This window comes from Streptococcus mitis (assembly GCF_047464035.1).
GTDB classification, from domain to species: Bacteria; Bacillota; Bacilli; order Lactobacillales; family Streptococcaceae; genus Streptococcus; species Streptococcus mitis_DX.
On the sequence record NZ_JASHCQ010000025.1, the window covers coordinates 1 to 24,809 of the forward strand.

At 39.6% G+C, this 24,809-nt stretch carries 30 protein-coding genes, 1 tRNA gene and 1 pseudogene; 12 read left to right on the forward strand and 20 right to left on the reverse strand.

Translation table 11 applies throughout. From position 1 onward, the window contains the following. Together QM818_RS07375 and QM818_RS07380 are read left to right on the forward strand one after the other, a co-directional pair. The coding region (locus QM818_RS07375) for an IS3 family transposase (protein WP_195327149.1) at positions 1–96 on the forward strand (96 nt) is incomplete at its 5' end. A gap of 259 nt (positions 97–355) precedes the next feature. Then, positions 356–1,639, forward strand: a complete 1,284-nt coding sequence (locus QM818_RS07380; RefSeq protein WP_185756763.1) for a uracil-xanthine permease family protein — start codon at positions 356–358, stop codon at positions 1,637–1,639. 95 nt (positions 1,640–1,734) lie between these two features. Here the strand turns inward: QM818_RS07380 and ffh are convergent, their stop codons facing one another. From ffh to QM818_RS07395, 3 genes are all read right to left on the reverse strand, one after another. Continuing rightward, a complete protein-coding gene (ffh, locus tag QM818_RS07385; RefSeq protein ID WP_000863612.1) occupies positions 1,735–3,306 on the reverse strand; it encodes a signal recognition particle protein in 1,572 nt (523 codons plus the stop codon). Positions 3,307–3,317: 11 nt separating this feature from the next. Beyond that, the gene (locus QM818_RS07390) at positions 3,318–3,650 is read right to left on the reverse strand and encodes a putative DNA-binding protein (RefSeq protein WP_261058520.1); all 333 of its coding nucleotides are present in this window, start codon (positions 3,648–3,650) and stop codon (positions 3,318–3,320) included. Between the two features lie 90 nt (positions 3,651–3,740). After that, positions 3,741–4,118: a YwiB family protein gene (locus QM818_RS07395; RefSeq protein WP_261121652.1), complete on the reverse strand. Its 378-nt coding sequence runs from the start codon at positions 4,116–4,118 to the stop codon at positions 3,741–3,743. 71 nt (positions 4,119–4,189) lie between these two features. Here QM818_RS07395 and QM818_RS07400 point away from each other — a divergent pair, with 71 nt between their 5' ends. Together QM818_RS07400 and yidA are read left to right on the forward strand one after the other, a co-directional pair. Continuing rightward, positions 4,190–5,494 (forward strand): HD domain-containing protein, encoded by a 1,305-nt coding sequence (locus tag QM818_RS07400; protein ID WP_261011000.1) that lies wholly within the window; start codon positions 4,190–4,192, stop codon positions 5,492–5,494. A gap of 12 nt (positions 5,495–5,506) precedes the next feature. Beyond that, positions 5,507–6,313 (forward strand): sugar-phosphatase, encoded by an 807-nt coding sequence (gene yidA, locus QM818_RS07405; RefSeq protein ID WP_247939886.1) that lies wholly within the window; start codon positions 5,507–5,509, stop codon positions 6,311–6,313. A 117-nt stretch (positions 6,314–6,430) separates the two neighbouring features. Here the strand turns inward: yidA and QM818_RS07410 are convergent, their stop codons facing one another. The 7 genes from QM818_RS07410 to QM818_RS07440 form a co-directional block, all read right to left on the reverse strand. Then, positions 6,431–7,285 carry a TPM domain-containing protein gene (locus tag QM818_RS07410; RefSeq protein WP_414300096.1) on the reverse strand — a complete coding sequence of 285 codons (855 nt, stop codon included), beginning with the start codon at positions 7,283–7,285 and terminating at the stop codon, positions 6,431–6,433. A gap of 229 nt (positions 7,286–7,514) precedes the next feature. Beyond that, positions 7,515–7,586 (reverse strand) — tRNA-Arg (locus QM818_RS07415). Positions 7,587–7,627: 41 nt separating this feature from the next. Continuing rightward, a complete protein-coding gene (gene rplS / locus QM818_RS07420; protein WP_001068669.1) occupies positions 7,628–7,975 on the reverse strand; it encodes a 50S ribosomal protein L19 in 348 nt (115 codons plus the stop codon). A 118-nt stretch (positions 7,976–8,093) separates the two neighbouring features. Continuing rightward, positions 8,094–8,423, reverse strand: coding sequence for a fluoride efflux transporter CrcB (gene crcB, locus QM818_RS07425; RefSeq protein WP_254754238.1), 330 nt, complete (start codon positions 8,421–8,423; stop codon positions 8,094–8,096). Then, on the reverse strand, positions 8,417–8,791 hold the full coding sequence (gene crcB, locus QM818_RS07430) for a fluoride efflux transporter CrcB (protein WP_254754239.1): 375 nt from the start codon (positions 8,789–8,791) through the stop codon (positions 8,417–8,419). The genes crcB (QM818_RS07425) and crcB (QM818_RS07430) overlap by 7 nt, the downstream gene beginning before the upstream one ends. Continuing rightward, positions 8,788–9,054 carry a chorismate mutase gene (locus tag QM818_RS07435; protein WP_173219073.1) on the reverse strand — a complete coding sequence of 89 codons (267 nt, stop codon included), beginning with the start codon at positions 9,052–9,054 and terminating at the stop codon, positions 8,788–8,790. The genes crcB (QM818_RS07430) and QM818_RS07435 overlap by 4 nt, the downstream gene beginning before the upstream one ends. Positions 9,055–9,169: 115 nt before the next feature. After that, a complete protein-coding gene (locus QM818_RS07440; RefSeq protein WP_001162128.1) occupies positions 9,170–9,613 on the reverse strand; it encodes a flavodoxin in 444 nt (147 codons plus the stop codon). A gap of 103 nt (positions 9,614–9,716) precedes the next feature. Between QM818_RS07440 and QM818_RS07445 the strand changes: the two genes are divergently transcribed. Both QM818_RS07445 and QM818_RS07450 read left to right on the forward strand, forming a co-directional pair. Continuing rightward, on the forward strand, positions 9,717–10,652 hold the full coding sequence (locus QM818_RS07445) for a DHH family phosphoesterase (RefSeq protein ID WP_261081400.1): 936 nt from the start codon (positions 9,717–9,719) through the stop codon (positions 10,650–10,652). Positions 10,653–10,747: 95 nt separating this feature from the next. Beyond that, positions 10,748–10,990, forward strand: a complete 243-nt coding sequence (locus QM818_RS07450) for a type B 50S ribosomal protein L31 (RefSeq protein ID WP_000710764.1) — start codon at positions 10,748–10,750, stop codon at positions 10,988–10,990. Between the two features lie 112 nt (positions 10,991–11,102). On the opposite strand, the gene QM818_RS07455 is transcribed toward QM818_RS07450, so the two are convergent. Both QM818_RS07455 and QM818_RS07460 read right to left on the reverse strand, forming a co-directional pair. After that, a complete protein-coding gene (locus tag QM818_RS07455) occupies positions 11,103–12,437 on the reverse strand; it encodes an Nramp family divalent metal transporter (RefSeq protein WP_261081286.1) in 1,335 nt (444 codons plus the stop codon). A 215-nt stretch (positions 12,438–12,652) separates the two neighbouring features. Further along, positions 12,653–13,425, reverse strand: a pseudogene (locus QM818_RS07460) (IS5 family transposase). 156 nt (positions 13,426–13,581) lie between these two features. Between QM818_RS07460 and QM818_RS07465 the strand changes: the two are divergent. Further along, complete coding sequence (locus tag QM818_RS07465) at positions 13,582–13,881, forward strand: YbaB/EbfC family nucleoid-associated protein (protein WP_000981526.1); 300 nt, start codon at positions 13,582–13,584, stop codon at positions 13,879–13,881. 72 nt (positions 13,882–13,953) lie between these two features. Here QM818_RS07465 and QM818_RS07470 read toward each other — a convergent pair whose 3' ends face one another. The 7 genes from QM818_RS07470 to glmU all read right to left on the reverse strand — a co-directional run bounded on the left by QM818_RS07470 (position 13,954) and on the right by glmU (position 20,043). Beyond that, positions 13,954–15,717 (reverse strand): glycerophosphoryl diester phosphodiesterase membrane domain-containing protein, encoded by a 1,764-nt coding sequence (locus tag QM818_RS07470; RefSeq protein ID WP_414300097.1) that lies wholly within the window; start codon positions 15,715–15,717, stop codon positions 13,954–13,956. Between the two features lie 8 nt (positions 15,718–15,725). Then, complete coding sequence (locus tag QM818_RS07475) at positions 15,726–16,316, reverse strand: 3'-5' exonuclease (RefSeq protein ID WP_004256614.1); 591 nt, start codon at positions 16,314–16,316, stop codon at positions 15,726–15,728. Between the two features lie 192 nt (positions 16,317–16,508). Continuing rightward, positions 16,509–17,000, reverse strand: a complete 492-nt coding sequence (gene rocS, locus QM818_RS07480; protein ID WP_000021242.1) for a chromosome segregation protein RocS — start codon at positions 16,998–17,000, stop codon at positions 16,509–16,511. 76 nt (positions 17,001–17,076) lie between these two features. Further along, positions 17,077–17,769 carry a 5'-methylthioadenosine/adenosylhomocysteine nucleosidase gene (locus QM818_RS07485; protein WP_414300098.1) on the reverse strand — a complete coding sequence of 231 codons (693 nt, stop codon included), beginning with the start codon at positions 17,767–17,769 and terminating at the stop codon, positions 17,077–17,079. A gap of 16 nt (positions 17,770–17,785) precedes the next feature. Further along, a complete protein-coding gene (gene macP / locus QM818_RS07490; protein ID WP_414300099.1) occupies positions 17,786–18,097 on the reverse strand; it encodes a cell wall synthase accessory phosphoprotein MacP in 312 nt (103 codons plus the stop codon). An 11-nt stretch (positions 18,098–18,108) separates the two neighbouring features. Further along, the gene (locus QM818_RS07495) at positions 18,109–18,654 is read right to left on the reverse strand and encodes an NUDIX hydrolase (RefSeq protein ID WP_414300100.1); all 546 of its coding nucleotides are present in this window, start codon (positions 18,652–18,654) and stop codon (positions 18,109–18,111) included. A gap of 9 nt (positions 18,655–18,663) precedes the next feature. Further along, positions 18,664–20,043: a bifunctional UDP-N-acetylglucosamine diphosphorylase/glucosamine-1-phosphate N-acetyltransferase GlmU gene (gene glmU, locus QM818_RS07500; RefSeq protein ID WP_173876070.1), complete on the reverse strand. Its 1,380-nt coding sequence runs from the start codon at positions 20,041–20,043 to the stop codon at positions 18,664–18,666. Between the two features lie 155 nt (positions 20,044–20,198). Here glmU and QM818_RS07505 point away from each other — a divergent pair, with 155 nt between their 5' ends. The 5 genes from QM818_RS07505 (at position 20,199) to lysS (ending at position 24,663) form a co-directional block, all read left to right on the forward strand. Then, complete coding sequence (locus QM818_RS07505) at positions 20,199–20,999, forward strand: glycoside hydrolase family 25 protein (RefSeq protein ID WP_261008922.1); 801 nt, start codon at positions 20,199–20,201, stop codon at positions 20,997–20,999. A gap of 94 nt (positions 21,000–21,093) precedes the next feature. Next, on the forward strand, positions 21,094–21,936 hold the full coding sequence (locus tag QM818_RS07510; protein ID WP_261081291.1) for a DUF368 domain-containing protein: 843 nt from the start codon (positions 21,094–21,096) through the stop codon (positions 21,934–21,936). Then, the gene (locus QM818_RS07515) at positions 21,936–22,415 is read left to right on the forward strand and encodes an aminoacyl-tRNA deacylase (protein WP_414300101.1); all 480 of its coding nucleotides are present in this window, start codon (positions 21,936–21,938) and stop codon (positions 22,413–22,415) included. Before QM818_RS07510 ends, QM818_RS07515 begins: the two co-directional genes overlap by 1 nt. A gap of 2 nt (positions 22,416–22,417) precedes the next feature. Then, a complete protein-coding gene (locus QM818_RS07520; protein ID WP_414300102.1) occupies positions 22,418–23,035 on the forward strand; it encodes a histidine phosphatase family protein in 618 nt (205 codons plus the stop codon). Positions 23,036–23,172: 137 nt separating this feature from the next. Then, positions 23,173–24,663: a lysine--tRNA ligase gene (gene lysS, locus QM818_RS07525; protein ID WP_261038404.1), complete on the forward strand. Its 1,491-nt coding sequence runs from the start codon at positions 23,173–23,175 to the stop codon at positions 24,661–24,663. Positions 24,664–24,713: 50 nt separating this feature from the next. On the opposite strand, the gene QM818_RS07530 is transcribed toward lysS, so the two are convergent. Continuing rightward, a partial coding sequence (locus QM818_RS07530; RefSeq protein ID WP_195327149.1) for an IS3 family transposase occupies positions 24,714–24,809 on the reverse strand: 96 nt, incomplete at its 5' end.

The following is a 24,809-nucleotide window of genomic DNA, read 5'->3' on the forward strand; positions in this document are numbered from 1 at the left end:
ATTGTAGACTATATTGATTACTACAACAACAAACGAATTAAGGTAAAACTAAAAGGACTTAGCCCTGTACAATACAGAACTAAATCCTTTGCTTAAATTAATTGTCTAACTTTTTGGGGTCAGTACAAAGTTAGCCTCGCTCTTTTATTTTTAGGCTCGGGAAAAAATGATTTACAAAATCATTTTTTTCTGCTATACTATCCTAAGCAAAGGTTTTTAATGTCATCCCGTGAGGTGACGAAGACGCAGAAATACTTGAAACTCTTTAAAGTCTAGATTTTAGAGAAGTCTTACTCTGAGGGCCTATTGCTGTAAAATAATGGGCTCTTTTTTGATGCCCAAAAGTGAGGTTTATATGAAACAAGAATCAACTGTTGATTTGTTACTAGACGTTGACCAACGTCCTTCGGCTGGAAAAGGAATTCTCCTTAGTTTCCAACACGTTTTCGCCATGTTTGGGGCGACCATATTGGTACCATTGATTTTGGGAATGCCTGTATCTGTTGCTCTTTTTGCTTCAGGTGTCGGGACACTCATCTATATGATTTCAACTGGTTTTAAAGTTCCCGTTTATCTAGGTTCTTCATTTGCCTTTATCACAGCAATGTCACTGGCTATGAAAGAAATGGGTGGTGATGTATCTGCTGCTCAAACAGGGGTTATCTTGACTGGTTTAGTCTATGTCCTTGTGGCTGCAAGTGTTCGTTTTGCGGGTACAAAGTGGATTGATAAACTCTTGCCACCAATCATCATCGGACCTATGATCATCGTTATCGGTCTTGGACTTGCAGGTTCAGCAGTCACTAACGCTGGTCTTGTAGCTGATGGAAATTGGAAAAATGCTCTTGTAGCAGTTGTTACTTTCTTGATTGCTGCCTTTATCAATACAAAAGGCAAAGGCTTCCTACGAATCATTCCATTCCTCTTTGCCATTATCGGTGGTTACCTCTTCGCACTAACCCTTGGCTTGGTTGACTTTACACCAGTTCTTAAAGCCAACTGGTTCGAAATTCCTGGTTTCTACTTGCCATTTAGCACAGGTGGTGCCTTTAAAGAATACAATCTTTACTTCGGTCCAGAAACTATCGCTATCTTGCCAATCGCTATCGTAACAATCTCTGAACACATCGGAGACCATACTGTTTTGGGTCAAATCTGTGGCCGTCAATTCTTGAAAGAACCAGGTCTTCACCGTACTCTTCTTGGTGACGGTATCGCAACTTCAGTTTCTGCCTTCCTTGGTGGACCAGCCAATACAACTTATGGAGAAAATACAGGGGTTATCGGTATGACTCGTATCGCTTCTGTCTCAGTTATCCGTAACGCTGCCTTTATCGCGATTGCCCTTAGCTTCCTTGGTAAATTTACTGCCTTGATTTCAACCATTCCAAATGCTGTACTTGGTGGTATGTCAATCCTTCTCTATGGGGTCATCGCCAGCAACGGTTTGAAAGTCTTGATCAAAGAACGTGTTGACTTCAGTCAAATGCGTAACCTAATCATCGCAAGTGCTATGTTGGTACTTGGACTTGGAGGAGCTATCCTTAAACTTGGTCCAGTTACTCTTTCAGGTACTGCCCTATCAGCCATGACAGGAATTATTTTGAACTTAATCTTGCCATACGAAAATAAAGACTAAGAATCTAAATACATCAAAAAACGAGCATTTCCAATTACGGAAGTGCTCATTTTTCTTCTTTCTAAAAAAGGAAAGCTCTGCGGCCTTCCTTTGTCTTACTTACGTTTCTTCTTCGCTTTTTTCATTTTGTTAGCCATACGTTTCATAGACTGTTTCATGGCAAATTCACCGATTTTACCTTTGAGTCCTCCACCAAACATCTGGCTCATATCTGGCATTCCTGCCCCTCCGAGAGCTGACAAGTCAGGCATCCCACCTTGTCCCATCATTCCTTCAAGGGCAGACATATCCATTCCTCCCATATTTGGCATATTTTTAGGAAGGTTGTTTGGATTGATTCCCATCTGCTTCATCATCTTGTTCATATCCCCAGACATGACACCCTGCATGAGCTGTTTAGCCTGGTTAAAGTCCTTGATGAATTTATTGACCTCAACAAAAGTATTTCCAGAACCAGCAGCGATACGACGGCGACGGCTTGGATTTAACAAATCTGGATTTTCACGTTCTTCAGGTGTCATTGAAGACACAATAGCACGTTTGCGAGCAATCTGACGCTCATCTACCTTCATGTTTTGAAGGGCTGGATTGTTGGCCATACCTGGAATCATCTTGAGCAAGTCTTCCATCGGCCCCATGTTTTGCACCTGATCCAATTGATCAATGAAATCATTGAAATCAAAGGTGTTTTCACGCATCTTCTCAGCCATTTCAAGGGCTTTTTGCTCATCGTATTCTTGAGAAGCTTTCTCAATCAAAGTGAGCATATCCCCCATGCCAAGGATACGGCTAGACATACGGTCTGGGTGGAAGGTTTCAATGTCCGTAATCTTTTCACCTGTACCAGTGAACTTGATTGGTTTTCCAGTAATGTGACGAACAGATAGAGCCGCACCACCACGAGTATCGCCATCAATCTTGGTAAGGATGACCCCAGTAACTTCTAACTGAGCATTAAACTCACGCGCAACATTGGCAGCTTCTTGACCAATCATGGCATCAACGACGAGCAGAATTTCGTTTGGTTGAGCCAATGCTTTTACGTCACGAAGTTCATTCATCAAAAGCTCATCAATCTGCAAACGACCTGCCGTATCAATCAAGACATAGTCATTATGATTGGCCTGAGCTTGCTCCAAACCTTGACGTACAATCTCAACAGCTGGTACTTCTGTTCCAAGTGCAAAAACTGGAACATCAATCTGTTGCCCCAATGTTTTAAGCTGATCAATGGCAGCAGGACGATAGATATCCGCCGCAATCATCAAAGGACGGGCATTTTCTTCTTTCTTGAGTTTGTTGGCCAATTTACCAGCAAAAGTTGTTTTACCAGCCCCCTGCAAACCGACCATCATGATAATCGTCGGAATCTTAGGTGACTTGATAATCTCAGCCGTATCAGAACCTAAAACAGCAGTCAGTTCCTCATCAACGATTTTAATAATTTGTTGGGCAGGATTAAGGGTATCAATGACCTCATGTCCGACTGCACGTTCACGAACTTTCTTGATAAAGTCCTTTACAACAGGTAAGGCAACGTCAGCCTCAAGCAAGGCCAAGCGAATCTCTTTGGTTGCCTCTTGAACATCAGCCTCAGAGATTTTTCCTTTTTTACGTAGATTTTTAAAAACGTTCTGCAAACGTTCTGTTAAACTTTCAAATGCCATGTTTCTTCCTCTTATTCTCTATTATCAATGCTTGTTAAAATTTCTATCTGCTCCTGCAGAAAGTCATCCTTGGGATAGTGCTCCAAAATCTGGTCAAAAATCTGACTGCGAACAATGTAGTCCGAGTACATGTGCAGTTTCATCTCATAATCTTCCAGAATCTTTTCTGTCCGCTTGATATTATCATAGACAGCCTGACGACTGACACCAAACTCCTCGGCAATTTCAGCAAGGCTGTAATCATCAGCGTAGTAGAGCTCGATATAATTCATTTGCTTATCTGTCAAAAGCGCCGCATAAAATTCAAAGAGCGCATTCATTCGATTGGTTTTTTCAATTTCCATAACTTTTATTATACCAAAAATTAGCCTAATCTACCACACTAGGAAGCCAATCCAAGAAGATAGCTAGCTAAATTTGAAAAAGACATGAGACTAGCCCCAAGTAATTTCCAATTGATAGCTGGCAAAGGAATGTCCCTCTTGATTTTGTAGTTGATAATCTAAATGAATCTTTTGCCCATCAACTTCATAGCGACTGGTTTGGATAACAAATTCTTGCATGCCCATAGGTGTAGGAATATAGGCTAAACTATCACTATCCTTTAGGAAGCGCATAATGGTCTTGGGATTGGAAAATCGGCTCATCACCAGTTCTTGGCTATGAAATTTAATAACCACTTTTTCCTTTTCCTCATTATAGAAAAGCAGGTAGCTATAATCTCCCTTTTCATGCACTTCTACATCATAGAGTTGGTCAACCACTTCCAACTGTTCATCAAACTGAATGGTATTTCGCATCCGAATCTTCACATCAGGTCCTCTTTCTTGTCTCTTATCCTACTATTTTACCAAAAAGAGCAGGATTTTGCTATAATGGTCATATGAACGAAAAAGTATTCCGTGACCCAATTCACAACTACATCCATGTCAATAATCAAATCATCTATGACTTGATTAATACAAAAGAATTTCAGCGTTTGCGTCGAATCAAGCAACTGGGAACTTCCAGTTATACCTTCCACGGTGGAGAACATAGTCGCTTCTCTCACTGTCTAGGAGTCTATGAAATTGCACGACGTATCACAGAGATTTTTGAAGAAAAATATCCTGAAGAATGGAATCCTGCCGAGTCTCTCTTGACCATGACCGCTGCTCTCCTACATGACCTTGGACATGGTGCCTACTCCCATACTTTTGAACATCTCTTTGATACAGACCACGAAGCCATTACTCAGGAGATTATCCAAAGTCCTGAAACGGAGATTCACCAAGTCCTGCTACAAGTGGCGCCAGATTTTCCAGAAAAGGTTGCCAGTGTCATAGACCATACCTACCCTAACAAACAGGTTGTGCAACTCATTTCTAGTCAGATTGATGCGGACCGCATGGACTATCTCTTGCGCGACTCCTATTTTACAGGAGCTTCTTATGGGGAATTTGACCTGACTCGGATCTTGCGTGTCATTCGTCCTGTCGAAAATGGTATCGCCTTTCAGCGCAATGGCATGCACGCCATCGAAGACTATGTTCTCAGTCGCTACCAGATGTACATGCAGGTTTATTTCCACCCAGCAACACGCGCCATGGAAGTTCTCCTACAGAATCTCCTCAAACGCGCCAAGGAACTCTATCCTGAGGACAAAGACTTCTTTGCACGAACTTCCCCACACCTCCTGCCATTCTTTGAAAAAAATGTGACCTTGTCTGACTATCTTGCTCTGGATGATGGTGTGATGAATACCTACTTCCAGCTCTGGATGACCAGTCCTGACAAGATTTTAGCAGACTTATCACAGCGCTTTGTCAACCGCAAGGTCTTTAAATCCATTACTTTTTCACAAGAAGACCAAGACCAACTCGCCAGCATGAGAAAATTGGTTGAGGACATTGGCTTTGATCCCGACTACTACACTGCCATTCATAAGAATTTTGACCTCCCTTATGATATCTATCGTCCCGAATCTGAAAATCCAAGGACACAGATTGAGATTTTACAAAAAAATGGAGAACTGGCCGAACTCTCTAGCCTGTCTCCTATCGTCCAATCTCTTGCTGGCAGTCGCCACGGAGATAATCGTTTCTATTTCCCAAAAGAAATGTTGGATCAAAACAGCATCTTCGCAAGCATCACCCAGCAATTTTTACACTTGATTGAGAACGATCATTTTACCCCAAATAAAAACTAGAAGAGGAAATTTATGAGTATTAAACTAATTGCCGTTGATATCGACGGAACCCTAGTCAATAGCCAAAAGGAAATCACTCCTAAAGTCTTTTCTGCCATCCAAGATGCCAAAGAAGCTGGTGTCAAAGTCGTAATTGCAACTGGCCGCCCTATCGCAGGTGTTGCCAAACTTCTGGACGACTTGCAGTTGAGAGACGAGGGTGACTATGTGGTGACCTTCAACGGTGCCCTTGTCCAAGAAACTGCTACTGGACATGAGATTATCAGCGAATCCTTAACCTATGAGGATTATCTGGATATGGAATTCCTCAGTCGCAAGCTCGGTGTTCACATGCATGCTATTACTAAGGATGGTATCTACACTGCAAATCGCAATATCGGAAAATACACTGTGCACGAATCAACCCTCGTCAGCATGCCTATCTTCTACCGCACCCCTGAAGAAATGGCTGACAAGGAAATCGTTAAATGTATGTTCATCGATGAACCTGAGATTCTCGATGCTGCCATTGAAAAAATCCCAGCAGAATTTTACGAACGCTACTCCATCAACAAATCGGCTCCTTTCTACCTCGAACTCCTTAAAAAGAATGTAGATAAGGGTTCAGCCATAACTCACTTAGCTGAAAAACTAGGATTGACCAAAGATGAAACCATGGCGATCGGTGACGAAGAAAATGACCGTGCCATGCTGGAAGTCGTTGGCAATCCAGTTGTCATGGAAAATGGAAATCCAGAAATCAAGAAAATCGCAAAATACATCACCAAAACAAATGATGAATCCGGCGTTGCCCATGCCATCCGTACATGGGTACTGTAAAAGGGTATGAATAGACGAAAACCGCTCAGTTGAGCGGTTTTTCCCAAATCAAGAATTTTCTATACCATCATTTTTTTAAATGATCAAGGTAGGTAACTCACTATTAAATAAGCTAAATTACCAATCACTTGATGATCCACCAGCATCAAAACCACCACCTGACCAATCATCACTCGACCAAGGCGATGAGGAATCACTACTACTCTCATTATGATACTGATCTGAATTTTTAATATGGTAAGCTGTTAATGCTTTTTGTGACCAAGAACCATCATTTATAAAATCTTTATCATAAGGGTATAATTTATCCTTACCATAATAGAATTTATTAGATCTCCGTTTCCTACCCGAAACCCTACCTTCTGTAAGAAAAAGTACAAAAAAAGAAATCATAAAAATTACACCGAAATGATCAAGAATTTCTACTACTAGTTCCCATATAGCTTTAGGGACTTCATAAAAATAATTTCTCTCCACTACAGGTGCATCAGCTAAGTCATAATCTTGATTGGATATGTTTTGGATTATATCAATCACAGCTCCATCATAGTCTTTGGCTCGCATCTTATCACGAGAGGCATCTAAGATTTCCCTAGCTTTTGTATCAGTCAATATAGTAGCTAGGTTATTAGAAGTTTCAATACGAAACTTTCTATCTTTTATAGCAATCAATAATAATGCACCCTTATTTGAATCCGAATAGCCAATTTTCCAAGATCTGGCAATCGTATTGGCTGACTTTTCTAAAGATTCACCATTTAAACTCTCAACAATATAAATACCAATTTGAGTATCCGATTTACCATTTAATTCTATTATTTTATCTGAAACAACCTCTGATAAATAATGGTTTGGATCATAAATACCATTAGAAGGCCTATCTGGTATCACTAGATCTGCGTGAGTTGGTCCAATGAAAAATAACAGGATTGTAAAAAAAGAAATTAGTATTAAAGCAAATTTTTTTATCATAAAAATAGAATCTTTCTTAAAGTGAGTATTAAAAAGAACAAGTAATAATAATCCTTCTCCAAAGCTTAGATTGTAATACTTAATTCTATCCTATTAGAACGATAGAAACCCGATTAGAAAAGTATATATACTTTCTACTATTATACCACACCTCCGTTTTCATCTGAAATGGTTTTCATTTTTGGACAAGAAAAAACACTGACCATTCAGTGCTTTTTGATTGATTTACTGCCCCCTGCAGGAATCGAACCTGCAACTACTCCTTAGGAGGGAGTTGTTATATCCATTGAACTAAGGGAGCTAGATAAAAACTCTGCTGAAAAGCAGAGTTTTTTAGTCGAATTAACGACGGATTTCTTTGATACGAGCTGCTTTACCTTGAAGAGCACGCAAGTAGTACAATTTCGCACGACGTACTTTACCGTAACGAACAACTTCGATTTTTTCAACACGTGGAGTGTGGATTGGGAAGATACGCTCAACACCTACACCGTTAGAGATTTTACGAACTGTGTAGTTTTCTGAGATGCCAGCACCTTTACGTGCGATAACAACACCTTCAAAAATCTGGATACGTTCACGGTTACCTTCGACAACTTTCGCGTGTACACGAACAGTGTCACCAGGACGGAATGATGGGATATCTGTACGAAGTTGACCTTCAGTCAAGCTTTGGATTAATGGATTCATTTTATTCTCCTATCTTTGTCAATCTTGAGGAAACTTCCTCAGCGGATAAACTGTATTTTTGTGCGTCCATTACACACAAGATACAGTTTACCAAATTTCCATAAAAAAGTAAAGAAATTTATAGCAGAATTCCTAAAAAAATCGCAACCAAACCACCTAGATAGGTCAAAATCAGGTAAACGTAAAAAAACTTCTTATCGCTTAACAGTCTTTGAAGTTCATCATTCAAGGTCGAAAAAGTCGTTAAACCGCCACAAAATCCTGTTGCTAAAATAGCATAGACTTCCTTAGACTCCACATGATTGTAGAATAATCCAATTAAAAAACAACCCAAAAGATTGGCTATTAGCGTTCCGAGTGGGAATTTAGAAGCTTGATTATAGCGGGAAAAAAAATAGCGCACTAAAGCTCCGAAGCCACAAGCAATTGCAAGATAGACGATTACCATTTCTTCCTCCCCAAATAGTAAGCCAAGAGCAGGCCTCCACCCACGCTTAAAATGAGATACAAGACTAGGCTAAGATAACGCCCTGTATCAAGCAGTTTCACAGCATCAAGCATGAGACTGGAAAAGGTTGTTAAACCGCCACAAAAGCCCGTCCCCAGAGCTAAAATAACGCCTTTACTGGTTCCCTTATAGACCAAATAGCCCTTGACAAGATAAACCAAGCAGAAAATACCCAGATAGTTGACAAGAAGGGTGCCCCAAGGAAAATCTGGACTGGCTGGTAACCAAGTGGAAACCAGGTAGCGAACCAGTCCGCCCAACATGGCAGCTAGAAAAATCCCTAGCGGATAAAATTGTTCTTTTTTCATTTGATGTTTTGATCCTGATAATCACGCGAACGTTTGAGTATGTCCGAAAATGTTGAGACAATAGTCTCCTGATAGCGCTTGTCTTCTACACGATTTCTGACCTTTTCAAAAATAACTGCTTCTCTCTTGGTATCTAAAATCGGTTTCCCTGAAGCCTTCTTATAAGCGACAACCCCTTCAACTAAATGCATTCTTTCTTCTAACAGTTTGACAATTTGGTCGTCGATCTGATCAATTTCTTGACGAATAATATCTAAATCCATACAGTCTCCTCCTTTATTTGAATTATTGTATCAAAAAGCCACCAAATAGGCTAGTAAAATCCCAAATCTCGATAAGAAAAATGCACTGATTGATTACATCAGCGCACTTTTATGCTTATCCTACTTTAGCAGCCAATTCTTCTGCGAATTGTTCCAAGCGTTCAATGTCTTCTTCCTCAGCAGAAAGATCAACTTTAACACACTCTGAACCTTTTTCTGCCCCTGTTGAAACAAAGACACGATCAAAGTCATCGACAGCCTTACAGAATTCATCGTAGAAGGTATCTCCTGAACCAACCACTCCGTAGATTTTGCCATTCAAGTTGAGATCTGCAAGGTCTTCGTAGAAGTCCATCATCTCATCTGGCAATTCACCATCACCATAAGTATAGGTCGCAACGATAGCGATATCTGCTTCCAAGAAGTCTGAAGCGTCAACAGTTGTACATTCATCAACATCGACATCCAAGCCCAAGTCACGTAATTTGTCTGCTACAATATCTGCAATTTCTTCGGTATTACCGGTCATACTGGCAAATACAATTTTTGCTAATGCCATATCGTCCTCCTCAATTTATCTTTCTCCATTATATCACATCTTTTTCATTTTAAAAATAAAAATTCTTGTGCTACAATGAAATGAGAAAGAATTGAGGTTATTTATGGAAATTTGCCATCAAATTTTAGAAAAAATTAAAGAATACGACACGATTATCATTCACCGTCATATGAAACCTGACCCAGATGCCTTGGGAAGTCAGGTGGGATTAAAAGCTCTTCTCAAACATCATTTCCCAGAAAAAACCATCAAAGCTGTTGGTTTTGATGAACCAACTCTTACTTGGATGGCTGAAATGGATCTTGTTGAAGATAGTGCCTACCAAGGTGCCCTTGTCATCGTCTGTGATACGGCGAATACTGCTCGTATCGATGATAAGCGCTATAGTCAAGGTGATTTTCTCATTAAGATTGACCACCATCCAAATGATGATGTATATGGTGACCTATCTTGGGTCGATACTAGTTCAAGTAGTGCTAGCGAGATGATCACTCTATTTGCCCAAACAACCCAACTAGCCTTGTCAGATCGTGCTGCGGAGTTGCTCTTTGCAGGAATTGTCGGTGATACAGGTCGCTTCCTTTATCCTTCTACGACTGCACGGACTCTTCACCTGGCTGCTTATCTGAGAGAACATAACTTTGACTTTGCGGCTCTCACTCGTAAAATGGATACTATGAGCTACAAAATTGCTAAACTTCAAGGCTACATTTACGACCATCTGGAAGTGGATGAAAATGGCGCAGCTCGCGTTATCCTGAGTCAGGAAATCTTAAAACGATTCAATGTCACCGATGCTGAAACTGCAGCCATTGTCGGTGCACCTGGACGTATTGACAGTGTGAGTCTCTGGGGAATTTTTGTGGAGCAGGCTGATGGCCACTACCGTGTCCGCTTACGCAGTAAAATCCATCCTATCAATGAAATTGCCAAGGAACATGATGGTGGAGGCCACCCTCTAGCAAGTGGTGCTAATTCCTATAGCCTAGAGGAAAACGAAATCATCTATCAAAAGTTAAAAAACTTGCTTAAAAACTGATAAAATACTTGCCAAACTTTTCATAATCTGATAGACTAGTATGGTAACAATCTATGGCTCGCAAAGAGACCATGGCAGAAAGGAAATATTGCAAAATGAAAAAAGATATCCATCCAGAATATCGCCCAGTTGTCTTCATGGACACAACTACTGGTTACCAATTCCTTAGCGGTTCAACAAAACGCTCTAATGAAACAGTTGAGTTCGAAGGCGAAACTTACCCATTGATCCGTGTGGAAATTTCATCAGACTCACACCCATTCTACACTGGACGTCAAAAGTTCACTCAAGCAGATGGACGCGTGGATCGTTTCAACAAAAAATACGGTCTCAAATAATGATAAAAAGAACAGTTTCGACTGTTCTTTTTTTCTTCTTTTTATGAACCAATCACTACTACTTTCTATTTGTCAACCATCACGCTGACACTATAATTGATTTCAAACGGGGTTAAAAAATATCGAAAAGAAGCTTGATATTGAGAATGGTCAAGATGATTGAAACTACGTAGCCTAGGATTGTGTTCCACTTGGCATTGGTAAATTCTCCCATCACTGACTTCTTAGAAGTCAGATAAATTAAGGGAAAAATTGAGAATGGAAGAGCGATTGAAAGAAAGACCTGTGAATAGACCAATAACTGATCTAAGGTCTTTTCTTGATGCCCAAACAAGACAGCGACTATCATCACAGGGAGCAAGGCAAAAATCCGTGTTCCGACACGGATAATCCACTGTGGTAATTTCAGATGCAAGAAACCTTCCATAACGATCTGGCCAGTCAAAGTACCTGTAATAGTAGAATTTTGGCCACTTGCTAAAAGAGCTAAAGCAAACAAAGTTGACAGAGTTGAGCTGGCTATCGCTCCTGCTATTGTCGAATCCTGTAAAGCATTGTACATTTGAGAGAAAGCTGAAATTTCAGATGCATGGCCAAAAAAGAGGGAGGCCCCTAAAATAAGAAGCAAGGAATTGACAACAAAGGCTAGGGACAACTGAAGATTTGAGTCCCAGGTCATAAAACGGATAGCTTTTCGTATATCTTTCTTATCCTTATGGTTGATTTTTCTTGTTTGAGATAGGGATGAATGGAGATAGAGATTATGGGGCATGACTGTTGCTCCCACAATCCCTAAAGCCAAAGTCAGTTGACTCTCATGTCCTGGCAAGGGACTTTCAAATAAAGTGGAAGTCGGTAAATAGCCACCAAAAATCCCCTGCATACTTGGATTGGATAAAGCCACTAGATAAGAAAAGATACCTAATATGGTTAAGATAAGGGTTGTAACAATAGCTTCAATCTTCTTGAAGCCAAACTTCATCAACAAAAGCAAAAGAAATACATCTAAAACGGTTAGAAGTATCGCGACCATAATCGGTATTTTAAACAAAAGATTTAAGGCAATTGCTGAACCTATAACCTCAGCCAAGTCTGTCGCCATTAAAGCTAATTCTAAAATCACCCATAGACTATAGCGGAGCCACTTGGGGGAATGATGAGCTGTTGCCTGCGCTAAATCCATCCTCGTCACGATACCGAGCTTTCCAGCCATCTGTTGTAGCTGCATGGCGATGATGGATGAAATCAAAATAACGAATAAGAGACTATACTTGTAGGAAGCACCTCCAACCACACTGGTAATCCAGTTTCCAGGATCCATATAACCAACTGCTACAAGAGCTCCAGGCCCTAAAAATGCTTTTAGATTCTGCCAAAAATGATTGTTATTCGGAGTTTCAATAGATTGATTGATCTCAGAAAGAGAGACCTTTTTGTAAGAAGACATCGGAATATTCACTTTCTAATCTTGTCTTTGCCTATTTTATTAATGGAGTTTTGAAAATATAATGAAAATAATTTCCTATTTCCAATTTATTCTTATTATATCATATTTTGAAATGATTCTTAAGGAAAGCATGATAGTTAAAAAAACTTTGCACTCTAGCTAGCCACACGATGCTTTTCAGAGTACAAAGTTTTTTTATTAGACTTCCTGCGAAACTAGAATTCTAGTTCACAGTTGATAATTCCAGCAATCAAATTCATTCGTAATCCAAATCGTTTACGTCGATTTCGATAGGTTGTTGAAAACATTTTAAACGTTTTTACCTTGGCCAAAATATTCTCAACCTTGATTCTCTCTTTAGATAGCACATGATTATAGGATTTATCTTCAAGAGTTAGTGGCTTAAGTTTTCTTGATTTCCTCGGAATTTGCGCTTGTGAATACATCTTCATGATCCCTTGATAACCACTGTCTGCCAAGATTTTACCAGCTTGTCCGATATTTCTGCGACTCATTTTGAACAACTTCATATCATGGCAATAGATCACTGCAATATCCAAAGAAACAATTCTCCCTTGGCTTGTGACAATCGCCTGAGCCTTCATAGCATGACATTTCTTTTTACCAGAATAATTGGCTAGTTGATTTTTTAGGACGATTGATTTTTACCTCTGTTGCATCCACAATCACCGTATCCTCAGCACTAAGATGAGTTTTTGAAATCGTAAAGCCACTTTGAATAATAGTTGCTTTCGTGAATGCTAAAATCAGCCGTAATTTGTTCATAAGTGCGGTATTCTCGCATGTATTGGAGAGTAGCCATGAGGAGGTCTTCTATGCTTAACTTAGGGGTTCGTCCACATTTTGCGTGTTTAAGTTGATAAACTGTTTTTAACACAGCTAACATCTCTTCAAAAGTAGTGAGCTGAACACCAACAAGGTGCTTAAATCGTGCATCAGTTAATTGTTTACTTACTTCATAATTCATAGTTTTATTGTATCATATTTTGTTTCGCAGGAAATCTACTTTTATTTTCCACTGCCAAGCACAATTCTTAGATTCTCTCAGAAAAAGATTAGACTTTTAACCCCAAAATTGATAAAATAAAAAGGAAAATAAGATAAAAGGAAACTATAAATCACCATGATGAACATGCAAAACATGATGCGCCAAGCACAAAAACTTCAAAAACAAATGGAACAAAGCCAAGCTGAACTTGCTGCTATGCAATTTGTTGGCAAATCTGCTCAAGACCTTGTCCAAGCGACCTTAACAGGTGACAAAAAAGTTGTCAGCATTGACTTCAATCCAGCTGTCGTTGACCCAGAAGACCTTGAAACTCTTTCTGATATGACCGTTCAAGCCATCAACTCTGCTCTTGAACAAATTGATGAAACTACAAAGAAAAAACTGGGTGCGTTCGCTGGGAAATTGCCATTCTAAGCATTAAAAAAACAAGCATTCAAATGAATACTTGCCTATCGTGGGAGGAACAACTGTTCCTCTTTTTGCTTACTAAAAATTAAAGAATTCCATGGCCTGTTTGAAAAGCAATTCAGTATACTCTGGGTCTTCTTGGGCAATGGTAACTTGATCTTGAATCATTTCCAAATCATCCGTTATCATGCCATCAGCTCCCAAATGAACTGATTTATCAAAGGACTCTGAACTATTGATGGTCCAAACGTACAATTTCTGATCTGTATTCCAAAGCTTGTTGACAAAATTTTCATCTAAAGTTGAATACTCCATGGTGTAACCTGTAGCCTTGGTTCTTGGAAAAATACTATTATAAGGTAGGATGAAATAGACTGGAATTTGAGAATCGTAGGCTATCACCTGATCAATCACATGGTAGTCTAAAGATTGCATTTGATGACCATTCTGCTTAAGAACCGTTCCATATTTTTCCATAAATCGTTTCATCATATCTGGGCTATCTTTTCGACTGGTTTTAATCTCAATAAGAAGTTTTTGATGTAATTCATTGGCTTTATTGAGATAGTCATCGAAACTAGACACCTTGCTATGATAACCATTTTCTGAAATATCAAGTTTGGTTAATTCTTTCAAAGTTAGATCCTGTGGATTAGCATTAACACCTGTCAAATTTTTGATATTGGCATCATGCATCATGACAAACTGGCCATCTTTTGTTTCCTGAACATCTGTCTCAACGAAATCTGGAGATAACTGAGCGGTTTTTTCTAGTGATTGAACGGTATTTTGCACACCATTCTTATTAGATACTCCCCTGTGAGAAATGATTAAAGGTTTATTAGCGACTGGAGCTTCTAAATAAACATAACCCTCAAGAGTGAAAAAGATACAAGCACAGCCCATCACTCCCCATCTCATCCAGTGGTCTTTCTTTCTCCTTGGTGTAATTTCTAGTTCTTCTCCTGTTAAGAAGGAAACAAACTTAATGAGAAAGTAAGTCAAGGCTATATAGTGGAAATTCTTAATCAAGACAAAGTTGATAATTCCCAGTACAAGAGATTCCTTATGGGTCAAACCATCCATCAGTGCCTGACTTGCCAAGATTGGAATCAATAAAAGAATGAAAAATAGGTAGGTTTTGACGACAATCCAAAGCAAGTTCCAAGTATAAAACCAGGAGTGCTTTCTTGTCTTTTCTAGACTGTATCTGACTGCTTCTTTGACTGTTTTCTTCTCAAATAAAAGCTGAGGTAGGGCAAACATCAAACGCACTGAAATATAAAATAGAAGTAAAGCCAGAATAGTAACCACTATACCTACTAGCCAATACTTGTCTTCCACATAATCAACGATAAAGTCCGGAATGACAATTTTATTTAGGTAGTAAATCTTTAAAATCTTTCGAATCAATGGAAAGAGCATCATGACATAAAAAAAGATAAAGGCTATCTTGGAAAGTGTCGCTTGCTTCATAAACAAGAAACTTTGGCGAAAGACCTTACGACTGTACTCTAGCAAAGTTCTCTTTTCATGATAGAGGAGGTGCCGGGCTCCGATAAAGAGAAGTCCTATCTGGTAATAGGCGATCAATAAATTAACGATTACCAAAATAAATAAAGCAAGACTAATAAATGGCGAACCCTTTATAATGGCAAAAATATTGTTGTAGGATAGAAAGAGATAACCTGTCTGACGGAGCAAAAGTCCAGCAATCCAAGAATTTGACGGTAACCAGACAAACTCAATCATCATAAAAGTCAAGAAAAATAGAAAAAGTATTTTATCTAGATTAAAGTATATCTGCTTAAAACCTAGATTTTTAGGTTTTTCAGGTTTCATAGGCACTCCTAGTCAAATAATTGAGACAAATCCAAGCCTCCAAAAGGATTGTTTGAAAGACTACTTTCTGTCTCTAACAATTCTCTAGCTTGGTCTGACTCTAGAAAGGACTCGTAAACACGCGCCGTCATCCGAGCATCCTCTAAGCTATTATGAGACTGACCTTGAAATCCAAGAAACGAGGCAACGGTTTGCAATTTGAGATTGGCAATACCATGTAAATCCGAACTCCGACGTTCAAAAGCTTCATCATACAAATCTACCTTATACTGCTGGCTGTAGTCTAAACCATGATCCGCTAAAATAGGTAGATCACTTTTAGCAGCATTGTAGCCTACCATAGGTAAAGAACCCACAAACTCTTGGAAATCTTTTATAACTTTCTCCACTGGAGGAGCATCTTTTAAGGTCTCAGCTGTAATCCCAGTCAAACCATTGATAAAACTCTTTAGAGGCACACTGGTATGGACATAGGAATCATAGGCATTGATTTCCTGACCATCTCTAAAACGCACTGCCGATACTTGAATCAAGTGTGTTTGCCCTTCATGCTGATTAAATTCTAAATCGAAAGCAATGTAATCTTCTAATCGTTCCATTCTATACCTCTCCTATACTGTTATTTTATACTAATTCAAACCACGTCAACGTCGCCTTGCCGTACTCAAGTACAGCCTGCGGCTAGTTTCCTAGTTTGCTCTTTGATTTTCATTAAGTATTACTTGAGCAACTATACTATTTAGAAATAAAAGAAGCCATCAGGTTAGCATTTAACCTAAACAGCTCCTTGATTATCCTCCAAATAAACGAGCAAAAAAGCCTTTCTTAGTGGATTGGACTTCTTCTTTTGCTTGGTCCAGCTCTAGCTTAAGATTTTCTTGATCCTTCATTGCTTGAAGGGTCAATTGTTGCTGCTGATCGAGTTGTTTGTCTTTCTCAGCAATCTGACGGTCTTTGATACGCATCTGCTCGTCTTTTTCTGATAACTGACGATCCTTGGCTTTTAATTGTTCATAGAGACGAAGAATTTCTGCATTCTTCTCATCAACCAGAATCTCCATCAGTTCACGTTGCTTGACATCTTCACTGACAGGCTCATCTTCAAAAATCGTTTTTTTATAGATTTCTTCTAGCTTAATCAAGCCACTTCTGGTAACTACTGTTACCCCTTTGTCATTTTTATCTGTGTCTTCTTCTGGTAATTCTTTGACACGGTTATTGATTGCTTGGCGAGATAATCCTAAGACCTCTGCAATCTCACTGACGGTCATTTCAATACTCATAATATCCTCTGAAACGTTTTCTAGCTTTTCTTTACTTAAATCTTATCATAAGCTAGAAAAACTGTCAAATTTCCACTTAATCTAAGGCCTTCAAAAAGGCTAATAAGACTTGGGCAGAGCGACGTCCAGCTTCGATAATAAACTCATCAAAAGAGATGTTTGCTTCATGATTGGCATTGTCACTCATAGCTCGGATGACTAAGACTGGGAGATTAAGGGCATGCGCTGCTTGAGCAATAGCTGCCCCCTCCATCTCAACAGCTAAAACTTCTGGAAAATGGGACTTAATCACTTCTATCTTATCATTTCCTGCAACAAAACTATCTCCTGTAGCAATCAAACCAAGATGCCAGTTCTGGTCCAATTGAGATAAACTCTCTTGGATTTTAGCAACAAAGGTCTTATCTGATTCGAAATAAAGCGGTTGTTGCGCCATTTGTCCATAAGCATAGCCAAAAGCTGTGACATCCACATCATGATAGGCTAATTTGTTAGCAATCACAACATCCCCAACAGCAATACCTTCTGCTACTGCCCCAGCTGATCCTGTATTAATTAGAGCATCCACTTGGAAATGATCAGCCAAAATCGCCACACTCATAGCAGACATGACCTTACCAATTCCACTTTCTACAAGAACGACTTCATGAGATGCAATGGTTCCTGTATGATAGATATTCCCCAAAACAACTTGCTCTTGAGCATTGTCTAAATGCTGGACCAGATACGCCAGTTCTTCTGGCATAGCCGCAATAATTCCTATTTTCATTTCAATTCCTTTTCCATTACAAAAGTTTCATTGCTAAGACAAGCAAAATCAAGAGAAAAATGACTGCGAATAAGATTTTATTCAATTTAGAATTGAAGATATTTCTCTTGGTATTTTCAATGCGACGGCTTTTATGAATAGACGGTTCGACCTGAATCTTCAAGGTTTCCTGACTAAAGCCATGTTCCTTAGGATTGGCATAACCAAAACGGGAAGAAGATGTTTGTAAAATCTTAGTTTCCTCATCATCTAGCAAAGGGGGACCTGAAATTTTTTCTCCTCTATTAGCTCTTTCGATTATTTCATCCGTTAATAAAGGTTTACCCATACTGACCTCCTCTATTTTTTCTGCAATTCCCAATACTGAACAGCCATAATCGTCTTGGCATCACAGATATGACCTGATTGGATTAATTCCTTGGCTTCTTCTAAGCTCACTTCAAGAACTTCCAATGTTTCATCCTCATCCTGGGGACGCGGATTTTCCACCTTTTTCAAATCACTTGCTCGGTATAGTTTTAATTTTTCATTACAAAAGCCAATAGCTGAATAAAAGTCATACAAGAGTTCTAACTTCCCTGTATAGGCTGTTTCTTCCTCTAATTCACGAAGGGCAGCTGCTACAGGGTCTGTATTTTCTCCTACTTCTAATTTTCCGGCTGGAATTTCGTAAGAGACAGCCTCGATGGCTTTGCGGTACTGCTTGACCAAGATAAGTTTTTGCTCATCCGTTACAGCTAAAACACAAACAGCTCCATTGTGGAAAATCAAATCCCGTTGGGCAGTTCCCTTTCCTTCTGGTAATTCAACCTGATCTTGAACCAGTTTAAATATTGGTCCTTGATAGATTTCTTTTCGGCTAAGCGTTTTTTCTTCAAATTCCATGATAGACTCCTACTGATTCTTAGGATGATGAGGAAGGCGTGTTGCATATTCGTCTTTATTGACCTGACGACCGCGACCAATAGCAATAGCATCCACTGGAACATCTTTAGTAATCGTTGAACCAGCACCAACGAGGGAATTGTCACCAAGTTCTACTGGCGCAATAATGGTTGAATTTGAACCAACAAAGACATTGTTACCAATGACTGTTTTGTATTTGTTTTTGCCGTCATAGTTGACTGTAATAGTTCCTGCACCAAAATTAACCTTGCTACCCACTTCACAGTTTCCGATATAAGTCAAATGACCAGCCTTAGTATTCTCGCCGATAGAAGAACCTTTCACCTCAACAAAGTTTCCAATATGAACTTGGGCACCCAGACTTGAACCTGGACGAATGTGAGCATAAGGACCGACTGTCACACCGTCTGCAACACTACTTTCCTCAATCATAGAATTGGTAATGACAGCTCTTGCTCCGATAGTGCTATCCACCACATAAGTTCCATTTGTCAAAACAGTCTCAGCACCAATTTTCGTTTGCCCTTTCAAGGTAACGTTGGCTTCGATTTGAACTTCGGGCGCAATCTCAACATCAATATCGATATAAGTTGCTTCTGGGTTGACAAAGCTAACTCCATTGACCATGTGCTGATGATTGATGCGACGGCGCATAACTGACTCAGCTGTCGCAAGAGCCACACGGTCGTTTACACCAAGACTCTCATCAAAATCTTTCAAAGTATAAGCACCAACTTTTTCACCAGCTTCACGGAAAATTCCAATGACGTCTGTAATATAATATTCACCTTGAGCATTGTTGGTATTGATATTTTTCAAAGCCTCAAACAAACGCTCGTTGTCAAAAACATATGTTCCAGTATTGATTTCCTTGATTTGCTTTTCAAAATCTGTGGCATCCTTTTGTTCAACAATGCGAAGAACCTCAGCATTGTCATTACGAACAATTCGTCCATATCCGAAAGGATTATCTGTTTCAGCAGTCAAGATAGTGGCCACATTTTTATGATTGATATGGAAATCAATCAAGTTTTTCAAGCTTTCACCTGTGATTAACGGAGTATCTCCTGCGATGACCAAGGTGTGACCTGACAAACCTTCTAAGATTGGCTCTGTCATCATAACTGCATGACCAGTTCCTAACTGTTCAGATTGAGTCACAAATTCTGTCTGTCCAGCCAAGACCTCTTCAACCAATTCTGCCTTGTGTCCCACAACTGTTACTGTCTTTTCAGGCTGGATAGCTCCCACACTACGGAAAACATGTTCCAGCATGGAAATACCTGCAACCTTGTGCAACACTTTTGGCAAATCAGATTTCATGCGAGTCCCTTTACCCGCTGCTAAAATAATGGCATAATTTGACATAATCTTCTCTTTTCTCTAGAAATTCCCTTTTATTATACCATATTTCAAATCATTCCGCGCCCTTGAATGGAAAAATGCTCTAAAGTCCTTTCCTTAACCCATTTTTTGAGTATTTTTTTTGATTTTTTTTCATTTTTAAGGTAAAATTATGAGATATGAGAAAGAAAATTAATCCGCTTATTTTATTTGGTTTTTTTGGGATTATGATTTTCATTTTAATCCTGAATCGCCCTCGTTTTGAGGACCATCCTGTAAAAACAAAGTCAAATATCGCGCAAGTAGAAACACAAGCGCTACATAATATAGATAAACCGGTAATTGATGTTTCTGGTTGGCAGCGTCCTGAGGAAATCAATTACGATACTCTCTCCCAAAACATTTCTGGAGCTATTGTTCGCGTCCATAGTGGTGCTCAAACGTCCAAAGAGAACGATGCCTCCTATGTTAATGGTGTTGATAAGGCTTTTAAAACCCATATCACTGAGTTTCAAAAACGAAATGTCCCAGTTGGTGTCTATGCCTTTGTAGCTGGAAAAAGTGTCCAAGAAATGGAAAAGGCCGCTGAAGTTTTTTATAACGCCTCTTCCCCATACAGCCCTAGTTACTATTGGCTTGACGTGGAAGATAAAACCATGTCCAATATGAACGAAGGTGTTGAAGCCTTCCGGGCAAAGCTAGAATCACTGGGTGCTAAAAACATCGGAATCTACGTTGGAGTCTACTTCATGGAAGAACACAGTATTGATACAGACAAGTTTACGTCTGTTTGGATTCCTTCCTATGGTTCTGACTCAGGTTTTTACGAGGCAACCCCAAAAACTGATTTAGATTACGACATCCACCAGTACACTTCTAAAGGAAAAATTGCTGGCTTTGACCACGATTTGGATATCAACGTCATCTCTTCCTTAAAAAATAAAGAAGAAACCTTTAGAAAACTCTTTTTAAAACCTTAAAAGCATTTGTTTATCATTTGCTTTTTCTTTTTGTGTTTGATTGTGATACAATATAATAAGGATTTTTTGAAATAGAAATAGTTGGAGGAAACATATGCTCTCATGGTTAGCACGCCTTATTAAAGGGATTGTCATTGCTCTTGGATTTATTCTACCGGGAATTTCCGGAGGGGTTCTAGCAGCAATCTTAGGAATTTATGAACGAATGATTGGCTTTCTGGCCCATCCCTTTAAAGACTTTAAAGAAAATGTTTTGTACTTTATTCCAGTTGCCATCGGTATGCTTCTGGGAATCGGATTATTTTCCTACCCGATTGAATACCTGCTTGAAAATTATCAGGTCTTTGTTTTATGGAGCTTTGCGGGTGCCATTATTGGTACTGTTCCTAGCCTCCTCAAAGAATCAACTCGAGAATCTGACCGAGACAAGATTGATTTAGCTTGGTTCTGGACAACCTTTATCATTTCTGGATTAGGACTCTATGCCTTAAATTTTGTTGTTGGAACCTTAAGTGCCAGCTTTCTTAATTTCGTCCTAGCTGGTGCACTGCTGGCTCTTGGCGTATTAGTTCCTGGTCTCAGTCCATCAAATCTACTTTTGATTTTGGGTCTCTATGCTCCTATGTTGACTGGTTTTAAAACCTTTGACCTCTTGGGAACCTTCTTCCCGATTGGAATCGGGGCAGGTGCAACTCTCATCATTTTTTCAAAATTGATGGATTATGCCTTAAATAACTACCACTCACGCGTCTATCATTTCATCATCGGTATTGTCCTATCAAGTACCCTTTTGATCTTGCTTCCAAATGCAGGAAACGCTGAAAGCATCCAATACACAGGCCTTTCTCTTGTCGGGTATGTCATCATCGCCTTCTTCTTTGCACTGGGAATCTGGCTTGGTATTTGGATGAGCCAATTGGAGGATAAGTATAAATAATGGCAAAAAAAATTAAAATCAAAAAAACATTGGTGGAACAAATCCTAGCTAAAGCAGCTATCCCACATCAGGGGATTCAAATCAATGCCCTGGAAGGAGAACTTCCGCAAGGTTATGAACGAGATCAGATTTTCAAAACCTTGGCTCTTTTGGGAGACAAGACAGGACCGATTATTGGAATTGTCCCTATCACCCAACACTTGTCTGAAAAGAAACTAGCCAAAATTTCTGGCAATAAAAAAGTGAGCATGATTCCACAAAAGGACTTGGAAAAAACAACTGGTTACATTCATGGAGCCAATAATCCTGTCGGTATTCGTCAGAAACACAATTATCCCATTTTTATCGATAGGATTGCTCTAGACTTGGATCAAATGATTGTCTCTGCAGGCGAAGTTGGTCACAGCATTATCGTCGCACCGCAAGACTTGGCTAGCTTTGTAAAAGCTGACTTTGTAGATATCTTGGAGGGCAACTAAGAATGAAAATCTACTTTGTCCGCCACGGTCGTACCCTCTGGAACCAAGAAGGTCGTTTTCAAGGTGCTAGTGGAGATTCTCCCCTTCTTCCTGAATCTATTGACACCCTAAAACAACTAGGCCAATATCTTAAGGATATTCCTTTTGATCAGATTTATTCAAGTGATTTACCTCGAGCAGTCAAATCTGCTGAGATTATCCAAAGTCAACTCCAGAGCGCCTGTCCTTTAGAAAGTGTTCCGAATCTTCGTGAATGGCAGCTGGGGAAATTAGAAGGTTTAAAAATCGCAACCTTGGGAGCTATTTACCCGCAACAAATCAAAGCTTTCCGATCTAATCTTGCCAAGTTTGACACTCAAATGTTCGGAGCCGAATCCCTCTATAGCACCACGCAACGGACCATTCAATTTATCAAATCACTCAAAGATAGTCCGGCTGAGCGTATTCTAATTGTCGGTCACGGTGCCAATCTTACTGCCAGTCTTCGTACTCTTCTAGGCTATAAAGAACCTCTTCTGCGTAAAGATGGCGGTCTAGCAAATGCCAGCCTGACAATTCTAGAAACCCATGATTTTGAAACATTTACTCTCGATACTTGGAATGATACTTCCTATCAATAACAGAACTTGATTTTAGCGTCAAGTTCTTTTTAGTTTTTAAAGATTATCCGTGAATTTCTTACTTATTTATGATAAAATGGGAGTATCGCAAAAAATGACTCATCGTATTCAATTTTGAGTAAAACTAGGAGGATCCCATGTCAACAGAACATATGGAAGAACTAAATGACCAGCAGATCGTTCGCCGTGAAAAAATGGCTGCGCTCCGTGAACAAGGAATCGATCCCTTCGGAAAACGTTTTGAACGCACTGCAAATTCACAGGAATTAAAAGATAAATATGCCGACCTCGATAAAGAACAATTACACGATAAAAACGAGACAGCTACTATCGCAGGACGCTTGGTAACTAAACGTGGTAAAGGTAAAGTAGGTTTTGCCCACCTTCAAGACCGCGAAGGCCAGATTCAAATCTACGTTCGTAAAGATGCTGTCGGTGAAGAAAACTACGAAATTTTCAAAAAAGCAGATCTTGGTGACTTCCTTGGTGTAGAAGGTGAAGTGATGCGTACAGATATGGGAGAACTCTCTATCAAAGCTACTCACATCACTCACTTGTCTAAAGCACTTCGCCCACTTCCAGAGAAATTCCACGGTTTGACAGACGTTGAAACAATTTACCGCAAACGTTACCTAGACTTGATTTCTAATCGTGAAAGCTTTGAGCGCTTTGTCACTCGTTCAAAAATCATCTCTGAAATCCGTCGTTACCTTGACCAAAAAGGTTTCCTTGAAGTGGAAACACCTGTTCTTCACAACGAAGCTGGTGGTGCTGCTGCCCGTCCATTTATTACCCACCACAATGCTCAAAACATTGACATGGTACTTCGTATCGCGACTGAGCTTCACTTGAAACGCCTTATCGTCGGTGGTATGGAGCGTGTCTATGAAATCGGTCGTATCTTCCGTAACGAAGGAATGGATGCTACTCATAATCCTGAATTTACTTCTATCGAAGTTTACCAAGCTTATGCAGACTTCCAAGACATCATGGACTTAACTGAAGGCATTATCCAACACGCTGCTAAATCAGTTAAGGGTGATGGTCCAGTTAACTACCAAGGTACTGAAATCAAAATCAATGAACCATTTAAACGTGTTCACATGGTGGATGCTATCAAGGACATTACTGGTGTCGATTTCTGGCAAGACATGACTTTGGAAGAAGCAAAAGCCATCGCTGCTGAGAAGAAAGTCCCTGTTGAAAAACACTACACTGAAGTTGGTCACATTATCAACGCCTTCTTTGAAGAGTTTGTTGAAGAAACCTTGATCCAACCAACCTTTGTCTATGGTCATCCAGTAGCTGTATCTCCACTGGCTAAGAAGAATCCTGAAGACGAACGCTTTACTGACCGTTTCGAGCTCTTCATCATGACTAAGGAGTACGGTAATGCCTTTACTGAGTTGAACGACCCAATCGATCAGCTTAGCCGTTTCGAAGCCCAAGCTAAAGCCAAAGAACTTGGTGACGATGAAGCGACAGGCATCGACTACGACTACATTGAAGCCCTTGAATACGGTATGCCTCCAACAGGTGGTTTGGGAATCGGTATCGACCGTCTCTGCATGCTCCTAACTGATACAACTACTATCCGTGATGTATTGCTCTTCCCAACAATGAAATAAATTCTTATCCTCTGACTCTTGTACTGACCCCAAAAAGTTAGACAATTAATTTATGCGAAGGATTTAGTTCTGTATTGCACAGGACTGAGTCCTTTTAGTTTTACCTTAATTCGTTTATTGTTGTAGTAATCAATATAGTCTACAAT